Here is a 24671-nt window from a genome sequence, read left to right on the forward strand (position 1 = left end):
TGTGGCGAAGGTAAATGTGGCGGCGAAAAAACCAAAGCTGAAGGTAAATGTGGCGAAGGTAAGTGCGGCGGCGAAAAAACCAAGTCCGAAGGTAAGTGCGGCGAAGGTAAGTGTGGCGGTTCTAAAACGAAAGAAAGCTAATCCTTTAGCAGCCTGAAAAAAGGAGACGATACTCTCTGGATTGATTCTGGTCGTATCGTCATCCTGCAGGGCTATGTATTCTCGTAGCCCTTTCTGGATTTGATGCTCCGAGGACCTGAGTGATGAGTGATAAAAGCTATCCGGTAACGGGTGCTGGATTTGGATTCCGACGTTGTATGGTGGATACCCTGCCTGAGGTTGACCCCGAAAAGGTCGATTTTCTGGAAGTCGCACCGGAAAACTGGATGGGACTGGGTGGTCGCTTCGGCCGGAAATTCCGCGAGTACACGGAAAAATATCCGTTTATGGCCCACGGCCTGTCACTGTCACTGGGGGGGCCTTCAGCGCTGGATACTGAATTCCTGCAGCGCCTGAAAGGTTTTATCAAAGAGCACAACATTCGCGGTTATTCTGAACACCTGAGTTACTGTACCGACGATGGTCACCTCTATGACCTGATGCCGATTCCGTTTACGGAAGAGGCGGTGAAGTACGTGGCGGCCCGTATCCGGCAGACTCAGGAGATTCTGGAACAACGAATCGCGATTGAAAACGTTTCTTTTTATGCCGCCCCTTCAGCTGAAATGACCGAATTACAGTTTGTGAAGGCGGTGCTTGAAGAGGCTGACTGTGACCTGCTGCTGGATGTGAATAACATCTATGTGAACAGCATTAATCACAATTACGACCCTTACGAATTTATGGCGCAGATGCCGGCTGAACGCCTGATGTATCTGCACGTTGCCGGTCATTACGACGAAGCCGAAGACCTTAAGGTCGATACCCACGGTGCCGATGTCATCGACCCGGTGTGGAACCTGTTGCAGCAAGCCTATAAGCAGTTTGGCCCGGTGCCTACTCTGTTAGAGCGGGATTTTAATATACCTCCACTGGCTGAATTGATGCGGGAGGTAGATCAGATTCGTTTCTACCAGAGCGAACGGAGGATGGCCGATGCCCGCACAGTCGCCTGAGCGCCCTCAGTTTCAACAGGTGCAGTATGCATTTGCTGCGCATCTGCGAAACCCGGAAAAGAATGCTGCGCCTGCCGACGTGGAAGAGCGTCGGATGCAGATCTACCGCGAGTTGTTCTACAACAATGTAGAGGGATTTCTGGCGGGGAACTTTCCGGTGTTCAAAAGCCTCTGCTCAGAAGAGTACTGGCACCAACTGGCACGTAGCTTCTTCGACAGTCATCACTGTCATACCCCCTACTTCCTGGAGATCGGCGAAGAATTCCTCAGCTGGCTGAATGGCGAGCGGGAAGCCAATCCGCGCGATCCCGGCTTTATGGCTGAACTGATGCACTACGAGTGGGTTGAGCTGGCGCTGGACAGCTCCGAAACAGAGATTCCGTCGCAGGGCTTTGATGCTGAAGCGGATCTGCTCGACGGACATCCGCTGCAGTCACCACTGGCCTGGTCGCTGGCGTACCAGTATCCGGTGCATTGTATCCGTCCGGATTATCAGCCGGAGCAGCCTGGCGAGACGCCCACCTGCCTCATTGCCTATCGCAACCGCGATGATGAGGTGAGGTTTATGGAAATTAACCCGGTGACCGCACGCCTGCTTTACCTGCTGTCAGAGGATGAGTCTCTGACCGGCCGCGAAGCGCTGGAACAGATCGCTGCCGAGATGCAGCACCCCGAGCCGGGACAGGTGATTGCCGGAGGCGCTCAGACGCTGGCGCATCTGCGCGAGGCTGGGGTTTTGCTGGGTACGGCGATCTGACACACCTATACGAGCTTTAAGCCTTGAAAGGAACAAGACTATGGCGAATCCTCTGATCAATTTTGCGAATAAACTGCAGGATGTGCTGGATTACAGCCGTCAGGCAGATGGGCTGGCACCGCTATTGCTGCGCCTCTATCTGGCCCCCGTACTGATGCAGGCCGGCTACAACAAATTATCCCACTTTGAAGATACCGCAGCCTGGTTCGGAAACCCCGAGTGGGGCCTGGGGCTGCCAATGCCTGAAGTGATGGCGGCACTGGCTGCCGGCACTGAGTTCTTTGGTGGTATTGCCTTGATTCTCGGCCTGGCGACCCGCTGGATCAGTATTCCGCTGATGGTCACCATGATTGTAGCGGCGGTGACTGTGCATCTGGAAAACGGATGGTTGGCGATCTCCGATGCCAGCAGCTGGTTGGCGAACGAGCGGGTGATGGAAGCAGCCGAGCGGCTTGACCGTGCCAAGGACATCCTGCGTGAGAATGGCAACTATAGCTGGCTCACCGGGCGCGGATCAGTAGTGATTCTGAACAACGGTATCGAGTTTGCGGCGACCTACTTTATTATGCTGCTGAGCCTGTTCTTTATCGGTGGCGGCCGCTACTTCAGTCTGGATTATTGGATTGCCCGTAAATTCCGCACTCAGGAAGCCTGAGAGGCTGAACTGAAGGTGCTAGAAAGCCTGTCCTGGTGACAGGCTTTTTTATGTCCTGAAGATGGCTTTTCTTCGATATTAGTTATTAGCTATCGGGGTGTTGCCCTTAATCAATTATATTGAGGGGCAACCCCGCTCTATACTGGATTCATTTAAAACCGATACAACGAGAGGATCTCTCCATGACGCTTTATCAGCATGGTGTGGTAGCTGAGGCCAGCAGTGATGCCCTGTTTCTCACGCTGAACCGGACGGCTCAGGTTGATGCCGATAGCCGCATTCGTCAGTTGCTCAGCCGTATTCCACAGATTCAGGCGCAATATCGTAATGAATATCCCCAGGCAGCTCTGAGCCTGGTGGTTGCGATCGGCAGCAGTTACTGGGATTCACTGATTGCCGAAGACCGGCCTGCTCAGCTGCGGGCGTTTCCTGCTATGGAGTCGGGTGGCTTTGTGGCGCCGGATACGCCGGCGGATCTGTTATTCCATATCCGCTCTGAGCGTCATGATCTTAACTTCGAGCTGGGGCGTGCCCTGCTGGCCGAGCTGCAGGGAGCTGCCGAGCTGGTGGAGGAGGTGCATGGATTCCGCTATCTGGATTCGCGGGATCTGACTGGGTTTGTCGACGGTACTGAAAACCCGGAAGGGGATCATCGGGCTGAGGTCGCAGTGATCGGTAATGAAGATAGCGCTTTTGCCGGTGGCAGTTATATCCACCTGCAGCGTTATGTGCATGATCTGCCTCACTGGAGTCTGCAATCGCTGACAACCCAGGAAGATACGATCGGTCGCAGTAAGGCCGAAAATGTGGAATACGCCTCCGACAAAAAGGCGCCGACGGCACATACCAAGCGAACGTCGCTAAAAGATGCCGAGGGCCGTTCAATCGAGATACTGCGCCATAGTATGCCTTATGGCATGATGAAGGAATGTGGTCTGATATTTGCCAGCTACTGTCGCTCTGCGGATAACTTCCGCCTGATGCTGGAGAGTATGATCGAGGGTGATAAGCAGGGGCACCGGGATCACTTGCTGCGCTATACCCGGGCGGTTACCGGACAATCATTCTTTGCCCCTTCAACCGAGTTCCTGTGTCAGCTAGGATAGTCCTGAAGCCGCTAGCCAGCCTCTGACTGTCAGAGGCTCTTTTCCAGCAGTTCCCGCAGGTTTTGCTCCGCAGCTTCGTTATTGCGCTGTTGTTGCAGCGCCTCGACCATCTGTTGCAGCAGTGGCGCGCAGCTTTTACCGGCCGCCAGTCCCTGTTGCAGCAGTTTTTCCAGATCCAGAGGCTGGTCTGACTGCAGTGCCTGCTGGTCATCGAAACACTGCAGGTAGCTGCGGATATAGGGTGCGCTGATCTCGCCGCCTTGCTCGAGGCTGTTTCCGAACTGTTTCAGCCATCGCTCAAGCTGTTCGGCCTCTGTGGATGCAGCACCGGCTGTACCTGTCAGAAGCAGAGCGGCGGGTATTATCAGTGCCGGCAATAAGCGTTTCATAGCTGTTCAACGCCTCCCTTATTATTATGCTTCGCCCGGTAAAGTGCCTTATCGGCCCTCACCATCAGTGATTCCAGACTATCATCTGGCTGCAGATGACTGAAGCCGATACTACAGCCAACTCCCGGGAATTCATGATGAATACCCTCTTTAATCCGTGCGGCAATGTGATCGATAGCGCTGTCGTCGCAGTGGTGCAAAAACAGGATAAACTCATCGCCACCGGTGCGTCCGGCGATATCATCGCTGCGAATCAGCTGGTTGAGAGTGTCGCCCAGCTGTTTAAGCAGGCGGTCTCCGACGGGATGGCCCATAGAATCGTTCAGTTGCTTGAAGTGATCCAGGTCCAGTGCCAGCAAAACCGCCGGAATCGCCTGTTTCTGGCAGCTGCGCAACCTTTTCTTCAGGTAGGCTGACAGGCCGTGGCGGTTGTAGAGTCCGGTGAGAGAGTCTTTCAGGGCCATCTCGCTGAGATAGCTCTCGCGTTCGCGCAGCTGATCGATCAGTTTGTGGCGGGTGAGTACCCGCTCCAGCCGCACTTTCAGTTCCTCTTCCATCACTGGTTTGGTGATGTAGTCATCAACGCCGAGATGGAAGGCCATGATGCGGCGGGCAGAATCGTTGTAGCCGGTAAGGGCAATGGTGGGCAGGTTGCGGATCGCCTCGACGCTGCTGTGACGGATCTTATGGATAAGCTCCAGCCCGGTATGGCTGTCTTTCAGAATCAGGTCGATGATCGCCAGGTCGTACTCCGTCTCTTTAAGCGCAGCGGAAGCACTTTCAAAGTTATCGTAGCAATCGACGCGCATACCGTAGCTGTTCAGCATCGCCTTGAGCACCATCGCGGTGGCGCGGGTATCTTCCAGCACCAGTGCCCGGCCGGAGCATCTCAGATCACAATGGTAGAGCGAGCGACGCAGTCCGGCAAAGAGCTCGGCCGGTTGCTGTTTGCAGTAGATATCTGTGACGCCGTTGGCCAGTGCCTCGGAAAACAGGATCTGCTCATCGCTGGAGGTAATCAGCAATATAGGCGTGAACTGATAGCCGGGATGCTGGCGGATGGATCGAACCAGATGGGTATAGTCGCCATCCTGGAGGTGACGTGCCGTGGTGATCAGACCGTACTGCCGTGAACCTAATGCTACCAGCGCCGCTTCGTTACTCTCGCAACAATCGGCAATATATCCTTGCTGGGTGACTTCAGTGGTAATCAGGTTGCGCAGATGGCGGCTCGGATCAACGACCAACACTCGCACAGGCGATTCTCCTTGTGGCTGGATAAGCTCACTCGACGGCTCAGGACAGAGGGGACAGCAAACGACTAACACTAAGCCGGGACAGCTGAATCGGGCCTTATGGGACCAAGCGGATAATTATACGAATAAAAATTGAACAAGCGATAGCTAATTTAGGGCCCGGGTCGTGAATCATAGCTTTGCATTTCAGAGACCTCTTCGATCTCCTGTTCGACCTTTTCAGGAGGATCCAGTTTTGCCAGCGAAAGCTGCAAGCGTTTCAGGTAACGGGCACCCTGATCGGCTTGTTCAGACATGCGCTGAATATGGCTGAGTGCATCCAGAATGGACATGCTTTGCTTGGGCTTGAGTTTGCGTTTCAGGGTAGCGTTGTGGATGGCACCTTTCAGCTCTTTATACTGCTGCTCCAGCGCCAGACTTTTCTGTCGTACCTTCTCGCCGATAAAGCTGGAGGAGGTGGGGGATTTGCAGCTGTCCAGTAATGTGGCGGCAGCCCCGAGGTAGTTGTAAATCTGCTTTTGCAGCGCCGGATGTTCGGCCTCGTTCAGAGCATCGGTGTACTCGGGTAGCCGGGTGGCAAGGCGGGCCAGCTCGCTGAAATTACGCCCTGCCTTGAGGGCGACGGGCAGCATCGGGCTGGTATCTTCGCCCAGTTTCTGTCGCGCCAGTGCCTGGTTGTACTTACCGAGTTTGGAGACCAGGCGCTGCACGATGCTGAGCTGGGGCTGCAGCGGACGGCTATGGTCATACTCATTGCTCAGGACCTGGCGCGCCATCTGATTGCTGATCTCACCAATCCGCGTCAGCTCCAGCTTTACCGCCTCCAGCGCCAGTGAAGGCGTGTAGAGAATGTTCTTATCCAGATAGCGGGGTTTGCCTTCATCTTCTTCCTGCGAGCGAAAACGCCGTTTAATCTGGCGCGTAAGCTGATCACTGAAAGGCCATATCAGGGCAACGCCGAGCAGGTTGAACAGGGTATGGAACAGTGCCAGCAGGATCACCAGATCCAGTGCCTGACCGCTCAGATAGTTTTGCAGCAACGGGCCTGCTGTCAGTAACAGAGTGATACCGACAACGGCCGTAATCAGGTTGAACAGCACATGCACGGCGGCCACCCGTTTGGCGTTGGCAGTCGCGCCGATCACGGCCAGAACCGCGGTAGAGGTGGTACCGACATTGGCACCGATAACCATCGCGGCTGCGCCGATCAGCGGAATAGAGCCGGCGGCGGTCAGTGACAGGGTAATTGCCATCGCGGCGGCGGACGACTGCAGCAGGAATGTGAGTACAAAGCCGGCTGCTACCAGCAGCAGTATCCCCATGCTGTGCTGACTCAGGCTGGCCAGGGGCAGACTGCTATCCAGTCCGATAAAGGCGTCCTTGAGGAAGTCCAGTCCGATAAAAAACACCCCGAAACCGGTAATAGCGATCCCCGTCTGTTGATAGCGGGTGTGGGAGGAGACCAGCTTCATTGCCATACCGATCGCGACCATCGGCATGGCGACGGCGCCGATCTTGAACTTGAAGCCGATCAGCGCGACCAGCCAACTGGTGAGGGTCGTACCGATATTGCTGCCGTAAATCACGGCAACAGACTGTCCCAGGTTAAGCAGGCCGGTGTTAACAAAACCGATTGTCGTAATGGTTACAGCGGTGGAAGATTGTACCAGGGCGGTGATTAATGTGCCTGAAACAAGGCCTCTCAGGGGGGAGCCAGTGGCGGCTTTAAGCGCCTTCTTGAGTGCAGGCCCGGCCGCGTTTTTCAGGCCGCCGGTCATAAGGTGTATACCTAACAGAAATAAACCAACTCCCCCGGCCAGTGTGCCGATAAGTTCATACATAGGGTTGTTCCGTCAGCCGTCGATACTGTCATATTTTAGCAGTAAATATGTCATGCCGAGGGAAAAGGACCTTAAGTCGCCGGCGATCAGGCTTCCGGTGTGCGAGCCAGAACCCAGCCTTCCACGCGGCTGGCACCGCAGTTCAGCAGCACACGGCTGATCTCATTCAACGTGGTTCCGGTGGTCATCACATCGTCGACAAGCGCCACCGAGAGGCCATCCAGCGGCAGGCACTCAAAAGCATGGCGCAGGTTTTGTTTGCGGGCTTTTTTATCCAGCTCCCGCTGGTGGCGGGTTTCCATGGTTTTGCGCAAGCGGCGGAAGTCGGACGGCAGTTTCAGCTGCTGGCTGACAATACGGCAGATCAGTTCTGCCTGGTTAAAACCTCGCTTCGCCAGGCTGTGGCGGTGCATGGGTACCGGTAGCAGCAGATCGGGAAAGGGATGCCCGGGGGATTCTGTCGGGTGCTGTATCTGTAGTGCCAGTTGTAGCGCCAGCGGCGCGATCAGGCTGGCATGGCCGGAATATTTGATCTTTCCGACCAGCTGATCAAGCGGAAACTGATAGCTGAAAGGGGCGCGGATCAGGCTGAATGCGGGCGGTTTCAGCAGACAGTCGGCACATAGCGTCTGCAGCGAACTGCTCAGGGGCAGGGCGCAACGCGTGCAGTGATGGGGCAGCCAGGGCAGATCCTGCAGACAGGACTGGCAGATGCCGGTATGGCGATGGCAGGCGTTGCGGCATAAAATGCATTGATCAAAAAGTAATCTGTGGTTTACCTGTGTTTTTGGCATAGGTTGACAGCTCCGTCTGTCGGGATATCATGTACCAAATAATTTACAATAGTGCCCTCTGCACGTGGTAGGAAAGCGTCCTGCTTTTCAATGACAGATTTTCCGAAGGATTACAGACAGATGCAACAGCCAGCCCCGATCAGGCACGACTGGAACGAAGCCGAAGTAAAAGCTTTATTCGACCTGCCATTTAATGACCTGATGTTTAAAGCCCACACGGTACATCGTGAGAACTTCGATCCCAATGAGGTTCAGGTCAGCACTCTGTTATCGATCAAAACCGGTGCCTGCCCGGAAGACTGTAAATACTGCCCCCAGAGCGGTCACTACAACACCGGCCTGGAAAAAGAACGCCTGATGCAGGTGGAGAAGGTGCTGGAGAAAGCCCGCAAGGCGAAAGAGACCGGCTCTACCCGTTTCTGCATGGGGGCGGCCTGGAAGCATCCGTCTGAAAAGGATATGCCGTACGTGCTGGATATGGTCGAGCAGGTTAAGGCACTGGGTCTGGAAACCTGTATGACGCTGGGTACCCTGACGCAGGATAAGGCAGACCGTCTGGCCGATGCAGGTCTGGACTACTACAACCACAACCTGGATACCTCGCCGGAGTTTTACGGCAACATCATCACAACCCGTAGCTACGGCGAACGCCTGGATACGCTGCAGAATGTCCGTAATTCCGGCATGAAGGTATGCAGTGGCGGTATCCTCGGTATGGGCGAAACCGCTAAAGACCGTGTCGGCCTGCTGATGCAGCTGGCCAATATGCCATCTCACCCTGAAAGTGTGCCGATCAATATGCTGGTCAAAGTGAAAGGTACGCCGCTGGAAAACGCCGAAGACCTGGATCATCTGGACTTTATCCGCACCATCGCGGTGGCGCGTATCATGATGCCCGCCTCCCACGTACGCCTCTCTGCGGGCCGTGAAAAGATGAGCGATGAGATGCAGGCGATGACTTTCTTTGCCGGTGCCAACTCGATCTTTTATGGTGAATGCCTGCTGACCACGCCGAACCCTGAAACCCATCGCGACCTGCAGCTGTTCCGCCGTCTGGGTATCAATCCGGAACAGCGGATCTCGGATACCGATGAGACGCAGGAGCAGGCGATCATCAAGGATCTGCAGGCCCAGCAGGACAGCTCTCACTTCTACGAAGCCTGATCAGTGCGGGGCAGGCCGCGTAGCCTGTCCTTCTCTCCTATTCTTTAGCGGGTCACCTCATGTCATTTGATCAGCTGAAAGCGGAGCTGGAGGCGCGCCGGGCGCAGTCTCTCTACCGCGAACGTCGCCTGCTGCAAAGTCCACAGACACCGGAAGTTCAGGTCGACGGTAAAACCTATCTGGCTTTCTGTTCCAACGATTACCTCGGCCTGGCAAATCACCCTGAGGTGGTTAAGTCGCTACAGCGGGCGGCAGAGCAGTATGGCGTCGGCGGTGGTGCTTCCCATCTGGTGAACGGTCATTCGATGCCGCACCATGAACTTGAGGAAGCGCTGGCTGAGTTTACCGGCCGGCCTCGTGCTCTGCTGTTCTCTACCGGCTATATGGCAAATCTGGGAGCCGTGAACGGGCTGCTGAACAAGTCCGATGCGGTGTTCCAGGATCGTCTGAACCATGCCTCGCTGCTGGATGCCGGGCTGCTGAGCGGGGCGCGTTTTCAGCGCTACCTGCATAATGATCCGGCCAGCCTGAAGCAGCGACTGGCGAAGAGTGAGGCGCGCCGCAAGCTGGTGGTCACTGATGGCGTCTTCAGCATGGATGGTGATGTGGCGGACCTGCCTGCGCTCTGTACTGAAACCAAGGCTGCCGGTGGCTGGATGATGGTGGATGATGCCCACGGCTTTGGTTGTCTGGGCAAGCAGGGCGGCGGTTGCGTCGAACAGTATGGCCTCGGTATGGATGATGTGCAGGTACTGGTAGGCACTTTGGGTAAAGGCTTCGGTACCGCCGGGGCTTTTGTTGCCGGATCGGAAGAGCTGATCGAAACCCTGATCCAGCATGCGCGAACTTATATCTATACCACCAGTATGCCTCCGGCAGTGGCGGCAGCGACCCTGACTTCACTGAAGCTGCTGCGCACGGAGAGCTGGCGACGGGACAAGCTGAACCGGCTGATCAGTCGTTTCAGGAGCGGTTGTGAACAGCTGGGACTGGAGCTGATGGACTCTCCGACACCGATCCAGCCGATTATGGTGGGGGAAGCGGATAAGGCGATGAGCATGAGCGCGATGCTGGCACAAGAGGGGATCTTTATCAGTGCGATCAGGCCCCCGACGGTACCGCAGGGCAGTGCGCGGCTGCGGGTCACGCTGAGTGCGGCACACAGCGAGCAGCAGGTCGACCGGCTGCTGGATGCATTGGACAAGGTTAAACAGGTTAGTCAGTGAAACTGCATTACGAACATTACGGAAACAGCGACAACCCGGCACTGGTGTTACTGCATGGCTGGGGAATGAACAGTCAGGTATGGCAGCCACTGATCGAACCGCTGGCACAAGATTTCCACCTTACCCTGATCGATCTGCCCGGACTGGGCGCCAGTCGCGAATATCCGCAGCCATATGGCCGCGATGCCGTGATCGATGCCCTGTTGGCCGTTGCACCGGCAAAGGCCAGCTGGATCGGCTGGTCGCTGGGCGGCCAGCTGGCGCTGGCGCTGGCTGCCAAAGCGCCTGAGCGGGTCGAACGGCTGGTGATGCTGGCCTCCAACCCCTGCTTTGTGCAGCGTGAGGGCTGGTCGGAGGGGATGAGTCAGGATACCTATCAGGGCTTTGCCCAGGCGCTGCAGCAGAATGCCGCCAAAACCCTGACCCGCTTCATCATGCTGCAGGTGCAGGGCGCCGAGGCCGCCCGGCCCTGTCTGAAACAGTTGAAAGCGGTACTGGCGGCACAGCAGGAGCCGGCCACGGCGCTGGCGGAAAGCCTGGTACTGCTGGAAGAGGACGAGCGCCTCAGCCTGGCTCAGCTGGCGCAACCTCTGCTGATGCTGTTTGGTGCCGAAGACCAGCTGGTACCGGCAGCGGCGGCAGACGCCTGTAAGGCGATCCGTCCCGAAACCGAAATCCGTGTCTATGCCGGCGCCGGTCATGTGCCTTTCCTTTCGCACCCGGAGGTGTTGCTGGCCGATCTGCTGGACTTCCTGCAGGCCGGAGCGTCATGAGTCCGGCACAGTTCGACAAGCAGCGCGTGGCTGCGTCTTTCAGCCGGGCCGCCTCAAGTTACGACAGCGTCGCCCAGCTGCAGCGCGATGTCGGCAATGCCGCACTTGAACAGCTGCCGCAACTGCAGCCGCAGCGGGTCGTCGATCTGGGCAGCGGTACCGGTTATTTCAGCGAACGTCTGCAGCAGCAGTTCCCGCAGTCGACACTGATCAGTCTTGACCTCGCCGAGGGGATGTTGCGCTATGCGCGGGAACATCGCCCGCTCCGTGACGGTCACTACCTGTGTGCCGATGCTGAGTCGCTGCCGCTGGCCGATAACAGCGTAGAGCTGATCTTCTCCAGCCTGGCGATCCAGTGGTGCAGTGATTATCCGAAGCTGTTTGCCGAGATTGGCCGGGTATTGAAACCCGGTGGCTGCTTCCTGTTTGCGACCCTGGGACCGCAGACACTGCATGAATTACGTCAGGCCTGGGCTGCGGTCGATGGCTATGTCCACGTCAACAGCTTTACCCCGGCCGATGAACTGAAGCAGGCCCTGCCCGATGTGCTGGCGCTGGAGCGCTGGCAGGAGGAAGACCGGCTGCTGCGGTACGGCCAGCTGAAACAGCTGACTGACGAACTCAAGGGCATCGGGGCACACAATATGAACCAGGGCCAGCAACATGCCCTGACCGGACGTCAGCGGATTATTGGCTTTAAGAACGCCTACGAACAGCAACGCATGGTGGATGGATCACTGCCGGCCACCTACGAAGTGTTCTATGGGTTGTTACGGAAGAAGAATCATGGCTAAGAAAACATATTTTGTGGCCGGCACGGATACAGATGCCGGTAAAACAGTGGCGTCAGCCGGCCTGCTTGAGGCGGCAAACCGGCAGGGCCTGCGCACAATGGGGCTGAAACCGGTCGCGGCCGGTTGCGAACAGACCGCGGAAGGGCTGCGGAACAGCGATGCCCTGATCCTGCAGCAAACCGCCAGCCTGTCTCTTACGTATGAGCAGGTAAACCCGATCGCATTCGAGCCACCGATCGCGCCGCATATCGCCGCCGCACAGGCAGAGCGACGCCTGACAGCTGACCGGGTCGCGGCCTTCGTCAAAGGCACCCTGCTACAGCCGGCGGATTTTGTGATTGTGGAGGGTGCGGGCGGCTGGCGGGTACCGTTAAATAACCGTGAAACCATGGCGCATCTGCCAAAGATACTGCAGACGCCGGTGATTCTGGTGGTCGGCATGAAGCTGGGCTGTATCAACCATGCTCTGCTGACTGCAGAATCGGTTTCCCGGGATGGTATCCGTCTGGCGGGGTGGATCGCTAACCGGGTTGATGCCGATATGGCAAACTACGATGAGAATATCGGCACGATTAAATCGATGCTGCGGGCACCGCTGCTGGGCGAGATTCCTCACCTCGAGGACCCGACGCCGCAGAATGTAGCGCCGTTTCTCGATCTGTCCCTACTGGACTGATCACTACCGCGGCCGGGGCTATCGCCACCGGCCGTTGGCTGTTCCGCATAGAAGGAGGATTCCGTCATGAACAACGATGATCTGGATTTTTCTGCCCTGATGCAGGATGAAGGTGTTGAGCCGCTGCAGAGGGATCCCCGCGCCGAGCTGGACAGCCACCATGAAAAGCGTGGCGATATTGATTATGAAGCCCGCCGCCGTGCCGCCACTGATGGTGAAGAGGAGGGGCTTTCCACCCGCTATTGCCAGCTGGTGGACCCGAATGATCCGCTGGAGTGGAAGCGTGATGGTGTGCAGGAGGGGGTCTACCGCAACCTGCGGCTGGGTAAATACCAGATTGATGCCCGCCTCGATCTGTTTAAGAAAACCGTTCCCCAGACCCGCGACGAACTGCTGGCCTTTATCGATGAGAGCATGAAATTCGGCATCCGCACCGTGCTGGTCAGTCATGGCCGCGGTAAGCACAAGCAGGCCCATGGCAATGTCCTGAAAAGTTTCCTGAACGACTGGTTGCCGCAGATTCCCCATGTAATGGCGTACCACAGTGCGCAGAAACAGCATGGTGGACTGAGCGCGGTCTATGTCCTGTTACGCAAAAGCGAAGAGGAACGACTGGCGAACTGGGAGCAGCACCAAAAGCGTTAACGTTGCAGTGGGTAGGGCTGCCATAGCGGTTTCACTTGAATTTGAATACGCTGTAAATAATAATGCAATTCATTCTTATTTGATGGCTATTTCAAACGTTATGGATAACTCACTCAGCCGCGTAGACCTTATGGGTATTATCAAGCAGCGCCTCTATGGTGCTGAATACCAGCCACTGGTCTGCCTGAAAACCGCCGAAATCTATGCCTGGGAGGCGCTGGCCCGGTTCTACACAGACAGTGGCCTGAGTATCTCTCCGGCGATCGTCTTTGAAGCCCTGCATGACAGCCCCCTGACACTGGCACAGGTCGAACTGGATCTTAAGCAGCTCCAGCTGGAGGGCCGCCCGCAAGGCTATCCCCTGTTTCTGAACCTTGATCCCGATGCTTATCTTGGTTTTGCCATTGAGGGCCAGACCAATCCGCTGGTCGACCTGATCTGCCGCAGCGACCAGGTAGTGGTGGAGCTGATTGAAAATACCAGTGTCAGTGATGCCAATGCCTGCAACCAGCTCAGTCAGGTATTCCATCAGCAGGATATTGAACTGGCGCTTGATGATGTCGGTGCACCGGGATCGATGCTGTCGCTGCAGGTACTGGAGGCGGTGGACTTTATTAAATTTGACCGTTCCTGGCTGGGATGTCGGGAAGATTCAGCTAAGTTTGCTATGTTGCAGAGTCTGATCGGATTTGCCGCTGGCAGCGGTAAACGTACCGTACTCGAAGGCGTCGAAACTGAGGCTGATCTGAGATGGGCTCAGCGTCTGGGAGTTGACCTGGTGCAGGGGTTTCTCTACCGGGATCAGTTCAGACGTTTTAGCAACAACCGCGAATAGCCTTGTGCTAAAGTGTTATAAACGCTCAAAAACTATAGGGAGATGGCCATGGCGCATCAGATTGACGCGATTCTGGAGTTCTGGTTTGGTGAGATTGAGGGGGGCTTTACCACTACCGATCGCAGCCAGTTATGGTGGATGGGAAATCCTGAGCAGGACCTGCTGATCGGGCAGCAGTTCGGTTACCTGATGGAGCCGGCGCTGGGCGGTGAACTGGATCACTGGGCCGATGCCCCCCGAGGGCGCCTGGCGCTGATTATCCTGCTGGACCAGTTTACCCGCAATATCTACCGTGGCACGGCCAAAGCATTTTCCGGGGATGCCAAAGCACTGGGCCTGTGTAAAGAGGGAATCGAGCTTGGACATGACCGTAAGCTGGCGTATACCGAGCGTACTTTCTTCTATATGCCGCTGGAACATGCCGAAGACCTGGATGCCCAGGAACGTTGTATCAAGCAGTTTCAGAAGCTGGTGCAGGAGGTTCCGGACGACCGTAAGGAAGCCGCCCAGGGCAATCTGGATTTCGCGCACCAGCACCGCAATGTGATCGTGCGCTTTGGTCGCTTTCCTCACCGTAATGAAGCGCTGGGACGCAGCTCCAGCGAAGAGGAGCTTGAATTCCTTGAACAGCTCTCCTCCCGCTGGGGACAGTAGGCCTCCATTGCCTGGCAGCAGGTCAGGCTATATCGGTAATGATAAAGCGGTTGAGTTGTCCGGCTCGGCGCAGCTCGACCTCATCATCCCGCTGACGCTGCATCAGTTGCTGTCCTGCCGGGGTCTCGGGGGTAATCAGGGTAACCGGCTGCTGTGCCAGCATCAGTACCAGACCTCCGGCCTCGGGGCCGATCAGAAAGCGGCACTGCTCTCCCTGTTCTGACTCCAGAGTAACCAGGGCCCCGACAGCAATCTCGTCATCTTCCTCAAACGCCCGCAGCGGCAGATTCTGATAGCGGCTGATAGCCCTGATCAGGCCTTCGCTACGCATTGACTGGCCGTGGGCCAGGTAGGCATTTTCCAGTCCGATGGTGTCGTACTGGGTTTCGGCGATGCTTTCGCTGTTAGTGGCATTGAGATGCGCTTCTTCAGCGGCTTGCAGGGCTTCATCCAGCTGCTGTTGTAGCTGGTCGATAATCTGCGTAATCAGGGGCTGCTTATCCATCAACGGTGATTCTTTCCGGTTAGCGGTTACAGCTTAGGATCTTACGCTTCCGATTTCGGCTGGCAAGTTCTTACTGCGGGACGGGTGAGCAAGTGAATGGCCGATACCGCGCCCAGTGCGGTGGCTGCCATCAGCAGCGTCACCGGCGCCAGAGTGCCATCGTGCAACAGGGTCGCGCTGCTGCCTGCGGTGGCCGCAATGATATTCTGGCTGCAGCCCATGACCGCGTTGGCGGTACCAGCATTATTGGGAAAGAATTCCAGATAGCAGGAGACGCCGTTCGCAAACACCATGCCCAGAGAGCCGATCGTCAGCATAATCAGGCCGACTGCCAGCGGCAGATTGATAATGCCACTCTGGACAGACAGGGCCAGCAGAATCGCACAGGTTAGCTGCAAACTGACCCCGGCCCGCAACAGCTGGTGCGGCGAATACCGGTCCAGCAGGCGCATATTTAATCGGTTAAACAGCATCATCACGATGATATTTGCGCCAAACAGCAGCGGGAAATGGTTCGGGCTGACCTCAAAGTGCACGATGTAGATAAATGAGGATTCGGTCAGGAAGATAAACATGGTGGAGAAGGCCAGGCCGACGGTCAGGATATAGCCACGGGCCGGGCCGTTCTTTAATACGGCGGTATAGCCGGCCAGGGCCGCTTTCAGCCCGCGCTTAGATTTATCCGCGGGGGCCTGATCTGATGCGGATGCTTTTTGCCGTCCAGTCACCGATGGCAGGTTCAGCAGGCTCACCGTCATCGCGATACCGCCGTAGATCGCCAGTGCGACGAAGATCATCCGCCAGCCGGAAAAGTGCAGTATGCCGGCCCCGACGGCGGGGGCGATCAGCGGCGCCCCCATCATGATCATACCGATCAGTGACATAACCCGGGCTGCCTCCCGTCCCCGGAAACGGTCTCTGACAGTGGCGGCGGCAACCACCGTGGCGGTGCCGCCACCGACGGCCTGAATCAGGCGGAACAGCAGCAGCTGGTCAATGGAGTCACTTACCGCAAGCAACAGGCTGCTGATCATAAACAGGCTGCAACCGAGCACGGCAGTTAGCCTGCGTCCCATCTGGTCTGACAAGGGGCCGCCGAAGAGCTGGCCGATGGCATATCCCAGCATGTAGATGGCAACAGAGGCTTCCACCTGATGCAGTTCAGCCGAGAACTCTTTGGCAATATCGGGTAGTGATGGCAGATAGGTATCGATGGCAAAGGGTGCCAGCGCCATCAGGCAGGCCAGAGAGTAAACCAGGGATTTTGATAGTTGGTTGGTATTCATGCAGCCCTTCGGAGACCGGGAAGAAGATAATCGCCCAGTATAAGGCCAAATTTGTTTCGGCGGAGGCTAAAGACTGTCCTGAAAATCGGCGTAATGTGGTGAAAAATAGCAGGCAGCCGGAGGCTGCCTGCCGAATGTAGCGCAAGACCGGGCCGTAAAAAAACATGAAAACGCTCGTTGCTTTTTGTCCGGACCCGAAGCGTTCGCGGCGCTACCAAAGAGAATGGTTGGATATTCAGTGGCGGCCCGGCAAACAACCGGATCTCTGATGCTATTCCGGCTATCAGCTGACCTGATAAAGGGGATGTGAATATTCCGTATAACTATTATGCGGCCGGGAGCTATGCTGATGCAGCTGCAAAAGTGAGGCATTTTTCCGTTAAAACGTGGGTACGGCCGACGATTTGACGGCGTTTTACCGGGCCTGTTTCTGTGGTACTTTCTCTCTCCCAACGCAGTCGAAACCTTTGCGGTAGCACCCATGGACAAGTTTGACCAACAGATCATCCGATGCCTGTCAGAGAATGCCCGGCAATCCACCACGGAAGTGGCCCGTCAGATCGGCCTGTCCCGCAGCGCAGTGACTGACCGGATTCGCAAGCTGGAAGAAACCGGAGTGATCGAGGGTTACCGGGTCGTGCTGAAGGCTCCGGAAAATCTGGTTTCGGCGTTCTTTCTGCTGACCTTTAACAAAGCCAATAATGATGAGGTGATCAGCCAGATTCAGGGCCTGCCTGAAGTGCGTGGCGTGCATATCATCACAGGCGATATTGATATGATCGTCCGGGTTGAGGCGGATAATATGTCGCGCCTGAACGAGGTACGCAACCATCTGGAAGGGCTGGCTAAGCTGACCCGGATCTTTACCTGCACGGTGCTGGAAGAACGCCTCAAGCGCTGACAGCAGAAGCGCTACTGCTGCCGCCGGTTGTTGCTGCTGCAGACTCCTGCGGCAGGCGGATTTCAAAGCGGGTGCCCTTACCAGGCACTGATTTCAGGCTGATCGTGCCGCCATGTTCTTCGATAATGCCATGTACCACGGCCAGCCCCATGCCGGTGCCTTTACCGGGTGGTTTGGTGGTGAAGAACGGCGTGAAGATGTCCTTCTGTATCTCCTCTGGTATACCGGCACCGGTATCGCTGATGGTTACCACCACCTGATCTTTTTCAGCGAAGCACTTGATTGCGATCATGCCGGCACCGTCGATCGCCTGCTCGGCATTAATAATCAGGTTCATAAAGACCTGATTGATCTCATTACTGTTGCAGATCACCGCTGGAATAGGCTGCAGGTCCAGTTTCAACTGGATGTTTTCACCAAAACGGCTGTTAATCAGTTTCAGGGTGCTGCGTATGCCCTCGGTAAGATCCGTTTCCACACGGTCGCTTTGCTGGGTGCGTGAGAAGCTGCGCAGGTTCGTGACGATCTCCTTAACCCGGTTCGCTCCATCCGCAGTTTCATTCAGCAGGCTGGGGATATCCTCAATCAGATATTCAAAATCCTCCCGCTCGGCCAGCTCTTGCAAGACCTTGATATGGGGGGCGGGAAGCTTTTTCTCATCAACCCATTTGTAGATCAGTTTCTGTAACCGGAGATAGGCGGCGATATATTCCTGCAGCGTTTTGATATTGCTTACGACGAACGCCAGCGGGTTATTGACTTCATGCGCCATTCCGGCCGAAAGGGTACCCAGGGTGGCCATCTTTTCATTTTTTAGCATCAGCGCCTGCTGCGCTTTAAGCTGCTCATAGCTGGCTTCAAGCTCGCGGTTTTTCAGGTACAACTCGCGGCTTTTATCCTCAAGCAGCTGCTCTGCTTCCCGGCGGGCATGCTTCTCTCTTTGATAGGCGGTTTTGAAAGGATTGTTTTCTTCGCTCATATAGCCGTCTCGATCTCGAGTTCGCAGTGGTCAGCTCCATGATGCAGGCATACCGGATGTTTCAGCTCAATCTGGCTGCCGTAGTGCTCTGCAGCGCCCATAATAAGTCCCTCCGCCAGGAAACACAGCTTGCGTTCGGAGTGGTAGTGCATAATCAGCTTTCCGGGCGCGGGTTCGCTGTATTTAAACTCTGGCAGGTGGGGAGAGGTATAGAGCTTTTCTACTTCAACGTGGATCACCGAGTCGACGCTTTTCAGAAAGCGGATCAGGTCAGGCTGTTGCTGAACGAAAATAGGGTATCGGCTGGCCAGCTGTCCGAACATGAACTTTCCAAATGCCCGGATTGCATCTTCCCGCGGGATCTGGAGCTTTTCACATACGGCCCCGACCAATGCAAACAGTTCCTCGTCGGAATAGCTCTGGGCCGCCGTATAGGCGCCTTTGGATGGGGATACTTCTTCTACAATATCATTCCAGACCTCAAGGCCTGCTGTTTCTTCAACCATATCGGCCAGTATGTTAAAAACCACGCCCTTCATTTCCGTTCTCCCTTGCGTAATCCTGTCTAGCAGCTTAGCTCATCACTTTAGGACTGTAACCACAGAAGGCGGGAGTTTTATTGCAGGATTTGATGCATCCTGTGGCATTATTAGAGAATCTGAAAACCGGGGTCGGGCTGGTGTAAAGCCTGTTAAGCCTCGGAGACGGGTGACTTTTAAGGATGCTGTGCACCATGAATGCGAGGTTTTCTCTTGGCAGGTACCACTGAATTGCCAGGCTGGCTGCTGGTTTCGGGGCTGACAATTAATGTCCTGATCGTTATCTATCTGATTGTGTTGCTGCGCCACAATCGCGTTATCAGCGCACTGATCAAGCAGCGGGAGTCCGAGATTGCCGATGCCAGGGCGATGCTGGAAAAGGTATCCTCCGAAGATAAACTGACCGGTCTGGCAAACCGCACGACACTGGAACAGCGTCTGCAGGTGGAGTGCCGTCGTGCTCAGCGGGAGTTCAGTCCACTGACTCTGGCGGTGATCGATCTGGATAACCTTAAGGGCTATAACGACCGCTTTGGCTACGAAGCCGGTGATGAGTGCCTGCAGCAGGTTGCGGCGCTGTTAAAACAAAAAGTATCCCGGCCGGGAGATCTGGTGGCACGGCTGGCGAGTGATCAGTTTGCCCTGTTGCTACCAAGTACCAATGAACATTCACGTCACTTTGCGGATGGCCTGAGACAGGCGATCGAGGCTCTGGCGATTACTCATGCCGATGCTCCGTCCGGTGTAATGACCAGCAGTCTGGGGATTGTGACTTTGCAGCCATCTGCTGACCTTCTACCCGAACGCGCACTGGATATGGCGTTGCAACAATTGCAGCGGGCAAAGTCGCTGGGTGGAAATCGTGCCGAGTACTTTGCCGAGCGCAGTGATGAACCGCCGGTGACTCTGAGTTATTAATAATCTGGCTGCCAGACCCTGTTCTGGCGGCTGCTAAGCCCGGTCTGCATAGCTTCGCTACAGCCTTTCTGGTTCATTCTATGTCCGATCTTCTTTCCCTTTATAGACAAATGCTTGTACAGGCCGAAACCGCAGGGCATCGGGCTGTATTGCGGTTGCATGGTTCACGTGAATGGTGCCGGCAACAGGCCCGGCTGATCACTGATGAGGCCAGTCAGCCGCGTTGGTTAGGGATAGATGCGGGGGGCTCGCCCGAGTCCGCAATAGACCCTGCCCGGGCGCACCGTTTTCTGGGGACAGAGACGGATTGCCTGGTAGTTGATTGCTGGGCAGGCTTTAACCCCAATGCGTTTGGCCAGCTGAGCGGCACGCTGCGTGGTGGCGGTATTCTGATACTTCTGACGCCGCCGCTGGAGCAGTGGCCTTTATTTAATGATCCGGAGTTATCTGCAATTGCGGTCGAACCCTACCGGCCAGATGACGTAGGCCGGCGCTTTATCCGTCGCCTGGCGGAGGCGATGAAGGTTAGTGGATTCGTCTGTTGGCAGGAAGGTGGAGCACTGCCCGGGCTGGCCGCAACAAGCAGCCGCAATATGATGCGGGCGGCTGAGCCGAGCGCTGATCTGGCGTGGCACTGCAGGACTGCAGACCAGCAGATGGCGGTTGAGGCGATCCTGAAAGCGGTCAGGCGCGGGCGCCGTCCACTGGTACTGACTGCAGATCGCGGGCGCGGTAAGTCAGCCGCACTGGGGATTGCGGCGGCTGAACTGATCCGGCAGGGGCGCAGGATCATCGTCACCGCGCCGGGCCGGGAAGCGGTAGAAGAAGTGTTTCGTTTCTCCGCCGGGGCAACGGATCCTGGCGGTCAGTCCGACTGCCTGCGCTTTATGGAGCCTGATCTGGCGCTGCAGCAAACTGCGGAAGGCGTGGTGTTGTTGGTAGATGAAGCGGCGGCGATTCCTGCACCGGTGCTGCTGCGCCTGCTGCAGCACTACAGCCGTTGTATCTTTGCCTCCACCATCCACGGCTATGAAGGGACCGGGCGCGGCTTTGCTGTGCGCTTTATGCGCCAGCTTGAACAGCTGGCACCCGGTTGGCAGCAGGTTAGAATGGAACAACCGGTGCGTTGGGCTGAGGGGGACCCCCTTGAGGCTTTTACCTTTAGGGCATTGATGCTGGATGCCGAAGCAGATGAGGCGCTGTCTGATCTGTCGGTTTCCATTACCAGAGCGGATCGGGATCGACTGGCCGCGGACGAGCCGTTGCTACGACAGTTGTTCGGCCTGCTGGTACAGGCCCATTACAGAACTACGCCGGGCGATCTGCGAATCCTGCTGGATAGCCCTAACCTGCATATCTGGCTGGCACAGAACAGTCAACAACAGGTACTGGGCGTACTGCTGGTGGCCGAAGAGGGACCGGTGGATCGCAGCCTGGCAGAAGCGATCTGGCAGGGTAAGCGTCGTCCGACCGGCCACCTGTTGCCACAAACCCTGATCGCTCAGGAAGGCTGTATTCAGGCAGCTGGCTTCAGGGCTGGCCGGATTATGCGTATTGCCGTGCACCCGCAGATGCAGCGTCAGGGGTTGGGGTCAGAGATGCTCCTGCGGCTAAAACAGGATGCTCAGCAGATGGGCTGGGACTACCTTGGCTCCAGCTTTGCCGCCAGTCCTGACCTGATACCATTCTGGCAACAAAATCGCTTTGTCCCGGTACGACTGGGCCAGACACGGGACCTTGTCAGTGGCTGTCATGCAGCGCTGGTTTTGCAGGGATTATCTGAACCCTTTCTGCGCCTGCAGGCAGAGCTTGGGCGGCGTTTCCAGCAGCAGTTACCGCTGTTACTCACCAGTGTCTACACTGAACTGGAACCGGCGCTGGTGATTCAGCTGATACAGCACCCTGATCCATACTGGCAGTTGTCCGATCAGGATCGGCTCGATCTGCAGGCCTTTGCCTGGCATAACCGCATGCTGGAAAGTTGTCTGGTGCCTTTACAAAAACTCTTGCTGCAGTTTGCCCGGGAAGATCAGGGCCAGGCTCTGACACAACAGCAACAATGGCTGATCCGTCTGGTGCTGCAGCAACAGGATCAGCAGCAGGTGTTTCCGGGACAGGGACGCAAAGCGGTGATGCGGCAGCTTCGCGAGGGAGTGAAATCCCTGCTGATTGAGTGATTTATAGCCAGGGTTGATCGTTTTCACGGCGATATTGATAAAAATTAAAAGAAAATGACACTTTCTTGAATTTATCGCTTGCGCTGTGTGGGAGCCGTCTATAGTATACGCCCCACGTTGATGCGGGGTGGAGCAGCCTGGTAGCTCGTCGGGCTCATAACCCGAAGGTCGTCAGTTCAAATCTGGCCCCCGCTACCAACGTAAGAATTCAGAAAGGCAACCTATCAGGTTGCCTTTCGTCGTTTTAGGGCCTGAGAAAACAGGCGTCGGGCTCGATTCTCCATAAAAGCCGGGAAGGCCATCAGTTCAAATGTGGCCCCCGCTACCAACGTAAAAGTTAAGAGCTTCAAGCTTTTAGCAACAAGAGACCAGCTCAGAGCTGGTTTTTTTGTGCCTGAGATTTGGGCGGAATATTGCGTAGGCGCTGAGCAAGAAGGCTTGTCAGGCTCGGCTCTTTTGAAAAGCAGGGAAGGTCGTTAGCTCAAATCTGGCTCCGCTACCTAAGAGGCAGCTGCAAGCTTTCAGCTTAAAGCTACATACTGCTCCTATAGCTACCCGCTAGCACTAAGAAACCAGCTCAGAGCTGGTTTTTTGTGTCTGAAATTTGGGACGGAATTTCGAGTAGGTATCGAGGAAGAAGGGGCATCGGACTCGATTCTGCCTGAGAATAGATATTAGCTTTCAGTTATTAAGTAGCAAGCTATCCGTAGCTCGTAGCTCGTAGCTCGTAGCTCGTAGCTCGCGTGCAGCGTGATAAAAAGGCCCCGCAGGTTAAACCTGAAGGGCCTTTGGTCTTGCTCGCCTTGCTTAGGCAAACTTGTCTCAGAAGTTCTTTTTCAGCAGCTTGTGGAATTCGCCAACGATGCCGTTGCGGAAGGCCAGTACACAGACTACGAAGATCAAACCCATGATGATGTGGATATAGTTGCCCAGCTCGCCACCGGAAAGGTAGTTCTGGATACCGACCACGGATGCCGCGCCGACGATCGGGCCGAAGATGGTGCCCATGCCGCCCAGCAGGGTCATCAGTACCACTTCGCCGGACATATGCCAGTGAACGTCATTGAGGGATGCCAGCTGGAAGACCAGAGTCTTGGTGGAGCCCGCCATGCCCGCCAGCGCAGCGGAGATAACAAAGGCAGCCCATTTGTAGTCATTGACGTTATAGCCCAGAGAGATAGCGCGTGGCTCGTTCTCACGGATCGCTTTCAGGATCTGGCCGAACGGGGAGTGGATGGTGCGGTTCACCAGCCAGAAGCCGAACAGGAAGATCGCGAAGACGAAGTAGTACATGTTCATGTTATCGCTCAGGTCGATAAAGCCGAACAACTCGCCGCGCGGCACGCCCTGCAGGCCATCCTCACCGCCGGTAAATGGTGCCTGCAGATAGACGAAGAACATCAGCTGTGCCAGTGCCAGGGTAACCATGGCGAAGTAGATGCCTTCACGTTTTACTGCCAGCTTGCCGTAGACCGCCCCCAGTGCGGCTGCACAGAGAGTGCCCGCAAGAATGCTGATCTCCGGTGTCAGGCCGGTGGTCGACATCAGGTAGCCGGTGATATAACCGCCGGTACCCAGGAACACGGCGTGACCGAATGAGAGTAGGCCGACAAAGCCGAGCAGCAGGTTAAAGGCACAGGCGAACAGGGCAAAGCAGAGTACCTTCATCAGGAACACGGGGTACAGTGCCAGAGGTGCCAGCAGCCCCAGAACAACCAGGGCAATCATGGATTTATTCAGTTGCATGGTGATACTCCTCAGGCTTCTTTGCCGAACAGGCCGGCAGGCTTGGTCAGCAGCACGATTACCATCACCAGGAAGATTATGGTGGTGGAGGCTTCGGGATAGAAGTATTTAGTCAGGCCTTCTACCACGCCCATGCCCAGTCCGGTCAGGATAGCGCCGCCGATGGATCCCATACCGCCGATAACGACGATGGCAAATACCACGATCAGCATATTACTGCCCATTTCGGGCGAGACCGAGTAGACCGGTGCGGCCATTACACCGGCGAAGCCCGCCAGGCCAACACCGAAGCCGAAGGTCAGGGTAACAATCAATGGAACGTTGATACCGAATGCCTGCATCAGCTGCGGATTTTCGGTGCCGGCACGCAGGTAGGCGCCCAGCTTGGTTTTTTCGATCATGTACCAGGTGCTTACGCAGACGACCAGTGAGGCGATGATGATCCATGCACGGTAGTTAGGCAGGTACATAAATGGCAGGCGGCTACCGCCCTTAAGCTCTTCCGGGATGTTATAAGGCATACCGGATGAACCGAACATATGAGTAAACAGGCCCTGCAGGATCAGTGCGACACCGAAGGTCAGCAGCAGACTGTAGAGGTGGTCTTCGTTGGCGATCGGACGCAGCAGATAGCGTTCCATCAGGATGCCGATAGCACCGACGGCCAGCGGTACGACAATTAATGCCGCCCAGTAGTTGATACCGAGGTATTGCAGGGCAAGCCAGGCAGCAAAAGCGCCCAGCATATACATGGCGCCCTGAGCGAAGTTAATGATTTTAAGCAGACCAAAGATAATCGCCAGCCCGAGACTGAGCAGCGCATAGAAAGAGCCGTTGATCAGTCCGACCAGCAGCTGGCCGAAGAGGCCAAAGAGGTTTATTCCGAGAAATGTCGCCATGACTCTGCACCTTGAAGCGGAAGCCAGCCACCACCCCGTAA

General features: G+C 56.1%; 26 protein-coding genes and 1 tRNA gene. 17 read left to right on the top strand and 10 right to left on the bottom strand.

Features of this window, described 5'->3' with window-relative positions; translation table 11 throughout:
* The 5 genes from Q354_RS29075 to Q354_RS0120765 form a co-directional block, all read left to right on the top strand.
* A partial coding sequence (locus Q354_RS29075) for an HvfA family oxazolone/thioamide-modified RiPP metallophore (protein ID WP_036230989.1) occupies positions 1 to 141 on the top strand: 141 nt, incomplete at its 5' end.
* A 122-nt stretch (positions 142 to 263) separates the two neighbouring features.
* Positions 264 to 1115 (top strand): HvfB family MNIO-type RiPP peptide maturase, encoded by an 852-nt coding sequence (locus Q354_RS0120750; protein WP_027859275.1) that lies wholly within the window; start codon positions 264 to 266, stop codon positions 1113 to 1115.
* Positions 1096 to 1872, top strand: a complete 777-nt coding sequence (locus tag Q354_RS0120755; protein ID WP_027859276.1) for an HvfC family RiPP maturation protein — start codon at positions 1096 to 1098, stop codon at positions 1870 to 1872. The genes Q354_RS0120750 and Q354_RS0120755 overlap by 20 nt, the downstream gene beginning before the upstream one ends.
* 40 nt (positions 1873 to 1912) lie before the next feature.
* Positions 1913 to 2527 carry an HvfX family Cu-binding RiPP maturation protein gene (locus Q354_RS0120760; RefSeq protein WP_036230991.1) on the top strand — a complete coding sequence of 205 codons (615 nt, stop codon included), beginning with the start codon at positions 1913 to 1915 and terminating at the stop codon, positions 2525 to 2527.
* A 182-nt stretch (positions 2528 to 2709) separates the two neighbouring features.
* Positions 2710 to 3633 (top strand): Dyp-type peroxidase, encoded by a 924-nt coding sequence (locus Q354_RS0120765; RefSeq protein WP_027859278.1) that lies wholly within the window; start codon positions 2710 to 2712, stop codon positions 3631 to 3633.
* A gap of 29 nt (positions 3634 to 3662) precedes the next feature.
* Here the strand turns inward: Q354_RS0120765 and Q354_RS0120770 are convergent, their stop codons facing one another.
* From Q354_RS0120770 to Q354_RS0120785, 4 genes are all read right to left on the bottom strand, one after another.
* Positions 3663 to 4022, bottom strand: coding sequence for a hypothetical protein (locus Q354_RS0120770; RefSeq protein WP_027859279.1), 360 nt, complete (start codon positions 4020 to 4022; stop codon positions 3663 to 3665).
* Entirely contained in the window at positions 4019 to 5278 is a 1260-nt protein-coding gene (locus Q354_RS0120775) for a diguanylate cyclase domain-containing protein (RefSeq protein WP_169828921.1), read from the bottom strand. Before Q354_RS0120775 ends, Q354_RS0120770 begins: the two co-directional genes overlap by 4 nt.
* A 152-nt stretch (positions 5279 to 5430) precedes the next feature.
* A complete protein-coding gene (locus Q354_RS0120780; protein ID WP_027859281.1) occupies positions 5431 to 7119 on the bottom strand; it encodes a Na/Pi cotransporter family protein in 1689 nt (562 codons plus the stop codon).
* 86 nt (positions 7120 to 7205) lie between these two features.
* Positions 7206 to 7913, bottom strand: coding sequence for a ComF family protein (locus tag Q354_RS0120785; protein WP_027859282.1), 708 nt, complete (start codon positions 7911 to 7913; stop codon positions 7206 to 7208).
* A gap of 120 nt (positions 7914 to 8033) precedes the next feature.
* On the opposite strand from Q354_RS0120785, the gene bioB reads away from it, so the two are divergent.
* The 8 genes from bioB to Q354_RS0120825 all read left to right on the top strand — a co-directional run bounded on the left by bioB (position 8034) and on the right by Q354_RS0120825 (position 14680).
* Positions 8034 to 9077, top strand: a complete 1044-nt coding sequence (gene bioB, locus Q354_RS0120790; protein ID WP_027859283.1) for a biotin synthase BioB — start codon at positions 8034 to 8036, stop codon at positions 9075 to 9077.
* A gap of 59 nt (positions 9078 to 9136) precedes the next feature.
* A complete protein-coding gene (gene bioF, locus Q354_RS0120795; protein WP_027859284.1) occupies positions 9137 to 10303 on the top strand; it encodes an 8-amino-7-oxononanoate synthase in 1167 nt (388 codons plus the stop codon).
* On the top strand, positions 10300 to 11076 hold the full coding sequence (bioH, locus tag Q354_RS0120800) for a pimeloyl-ACP methyl ester esterase BioH (protein WP_027859285.1): 777 nt from the start codon (positions 10300 to 10302) through the stop codon (positions 11074 to 11076). The genes bioF and bioH overlap by 4 nt, the downstream gene beginning before the upstream one ends.
* Positions 11073 to 11870, top strand: a complete 798-nt coding sequence (gene bioC / locus Q354_RS0120805) for a malonyl-ACP O-methyltransferase BioC (RefSeq protein WP_027859286.1) — start codon at positions 11073 to 11075, stop codon at positions 11868 to 11870. The genes bioH and bioC overlap by 4 nt, the downstream gene beginning before the upstream one ends.
* Positions 11863 to 12546 (top strand): dethiobiotin synthase, encoded by a 684-nt coding sequence (gene bioD / locus Q354_RS0120810; RefSeq protein ID WP_027859287.1) that lies wholly within the window; start codon positions 11863 to 11865, stop codon positions 12544 to 12546. Before bioC ends, bioD begins: the two co-directional genes overlap by 8 nt.
* A 66-nt stretch (positions 12547 to 12612) precedes the next feature.
* A complete protein-coding gene (smrA, locus tag Q354_RS0120815) occupies positions 12613 to 13191 on the top strand; it encodes a DNA endonuclease SmrA (protein ID WP_027859288.1) in 579 nt (192 codons plus the stop codon).
* A gap of 100 nt (positions 13192 to 13291) precedes the next feature.
* The gene (locus Q354_RS0120820; RefSeq protein ID WP_027859289.1) at positions 13292 to 14026 is read left to right on the top strand and encodes an EAL domain-containing protein; all 735 of its coding nucleotides are present in this window, start codon (positions 13292 to 13294) and stop codon (positions 14024 to 14026) included.
* A 48-nt stretch (positions 14027 to 14074) separates the two neighbouring features.
* Positions 14075 to 14680, top strand: a complete 606-nt coding sequence (locus Q354_RS0120825; RefSeq protein ID WP_027859290.1) for a DUF924 family protein — start codon at positions 14075 to 14077, stop codon at positions 14678 to 14680.
* Positions 14681 to 14702: 22 nt separating this feature from the next.
* Here the strand turns inward: Q354_RS0120825 and Q354_RS0120830 are convergent, their stop codons facing one another.
* A complete protein-coding gene (locus Q354_RS0120830) occupies positions 14703 to 15185 on the bottom strand; it encodes a GreA/GreB family elongation factor (protein ID WP_027859291.1) in 483 nt (160 codons plus the stop codon).
* A 41-nt stretch (positions 15186 to 15226) separates the two neighbouring features.
* Positions 15227 to 16471, bottom strand: a complete 1245-nt coding sequence (locus tag Q354_RS0120835; RefSeq protein WP_027859292.1) for a multidrug effflux MFS transporter — start codon at positions 16469 to 16471, stop codon at positions 15227 to 15229.
* A gap of 481 nt (positions 16472 to 16952) precedes the next feature.
* Between Q354_RS0120835 and Q354_RS0120840 the strand changes: the two genes are divergently transcribed.
* Positions 16953 to 17372: an Lrp/AsnC family transcriptional regulator gene (locus Q354_RS0120840; protein WP_027859293.1), complete on the top strand. Its 420-nt coding sequence runs from the start codon at positions 16953 to 16955 to the stop codon at positions 17370 to 17372.
* Here the strand turns inward: Q354_RS0120840 and Q354_RS26765 are convergent.
* Both Q354_RS26765 and Q354_RS0120850 read right to left on the bottom strand, forming a co-directional pair.
* Positions 17362 to 18351 (bottom strand): sensor histidine kinase, encoded by a 990-nt coding sequence (locus Q354_RS26765; RefSeq protein ID WP_051560489.1) that lies wholly within the window; start codon positions 18349 to 18351, stop codon positions 17362 to 17364. The two genes, Q354_RS0120840 and Q354_RS26765, sit on opposite strands and share 11 nt — an antisense overlap.
* The gene (locus tag Q354_RS0120850; RefSeq protein ID WP_027859294.1) at positions 18348 to 18890 is read right to left on the bottom strand and encodes a heme NO-binding domain-containing protein; all 543 of its coding nucleotides are present in this window, start codon (positions 18888 to 18890) and stop codon (positions 18348 to 18350) included. The genes Q354_RS26765 and Q354_RS0120850 overlap by 4 nt, the downstream gene beginning before the upstream one ends.
* 198 nt (positions 18891 to 19088) lie before the next feature.
* Here Q354_RS0120850 and Q354_RS26770 point away from each other — a divergent pair, with 198 nt between their 5' ends.
* The 3 genes from Q354_RS26770 to Q354_RS0120870 all read left to right on the top strand — a co-directional run bounded on the left by Q354_RS26770 (position 19089) and on the right by Q354_RS0120870 (position 22183).
* Entirely contained in the window at positions 19089 to 19808 is a 720-nt protein-coding gene (locus Q354_RS26770; protein WP_051560491.1) for a GGDEF domain-containing protein, read from the top strand.
* 80 nt (positions 19809 to 19888) lie between these two features.
* On the top strand, positions 19889 to 21985 hold the full coding sequence (locus Q354_RS0120865; protein ID WP_027859295.1) for a tRNA(Met) cytidine acetyltransferase TmcA: 2097 nt from the start codon (positions 19889 to 19891) through the stop codon (positions 21983 to 21985).
* Positions 21986 to 22106: 121 nt separating this feature from the next.
* Positions 22107 to 22183 (top strand) — tRNA-Met (locus Q354_RS0120870).
* A gap of 624 nt (positions 22184 to 22807) precedes the next feature.
* Here the strand turns inward: Q354_RS0120870 and Q354_RS0120875 are convergent.
* Both Q354_RS0120875 and Q354_RS0120880 read right to left on the bottom strand, forming a co-directional pair.
* Entirely contained in the window at positions 22808 to 23731 is a 924-nt protein-coding gene (locus Q354_RS0120875; protein WP_027859296.1) for a branched-chain amino acid ABC transporter permease, read from the bottom strand.
* A gap of 11 nt (positions 23732 to 23742) precedes the next feature.
* Positions 23743 to 24630: a branched-chain amino acid ABC transporter permease gene (locus Q354_RS0120880; protein ID WP_027859297.1), complete on the bottom strand. Its 888-nt coding sequence runs from the start codon at positions 24628 to 24630 to the stop codon at positions 23743 to 23745.
* Positions 24631 to 24671 lie beyond the last annotated feature (41 nt).

Source organism: Marinobacterium jannaschii DSM 6295 (assembly GCF_000620085.1).
In the GTDB taxonomy this organism is placed as follows: Bacteria; Pseudomonadota; Gammaproteobacteria; order Pseudomonadales; family Balneatricaceae; genus Pontibacterium; species Pontibacterium jannaschii.